This is a genomic window from Streptomyces sp. SID11385 (assembly GCF_010548245.1).
Taxonomy (GTDB): domain Bacteria; phylum Actinomycetota; class Actinomycetes; order Streptomycetales; family Streptomycetaceae; genus Streptomyces.
The window spans coordinates 1-268 of record NZ_JAAGLR010000274.1 but is presented as its reverse complement, the minus strand read 5'-3'; the positions used below and the strand labels follow the sequence as shown (position 1 = coordinate 268).

Genomic DNA, 268 nt, shown 5'->3' with positions numbered 1-268 from the left:
GGCGGGCCGCGGCGTCCTCGGCGCGGCGGCGGTCCATCGTGTACGCGAAGCGGCGGCGTTCCTGGCCGCGCAGGTAGACGATGTACGCGCTGAGCAGCACCGCCGGGATCGCGGGCACCCACAGGAAGCCGAGGCCCCACACGGCGGCGGCGACCGAGCCCAGCGTGAAGACGAGGAAGAGCAGCACCGTGGTCCGCCTGCGGCGGGCGAGGACACGGGTGCGGCGGGCCCGCGCCTGCACCTCGGCGGCGCCGGGGCTCCATACGGT

Annotated in this window: 1 pseudogene; it reads right to left on the bottom strand. The window is 76.5% G+C overall.

Annotation, left to right across the window (positions count from 1 at the left end):
- A pseudogene (locus tag G3I42_RS08240) lies at positions 1 to 268 on the bottom strand (hypothetical protein); the annotation flags it as partial.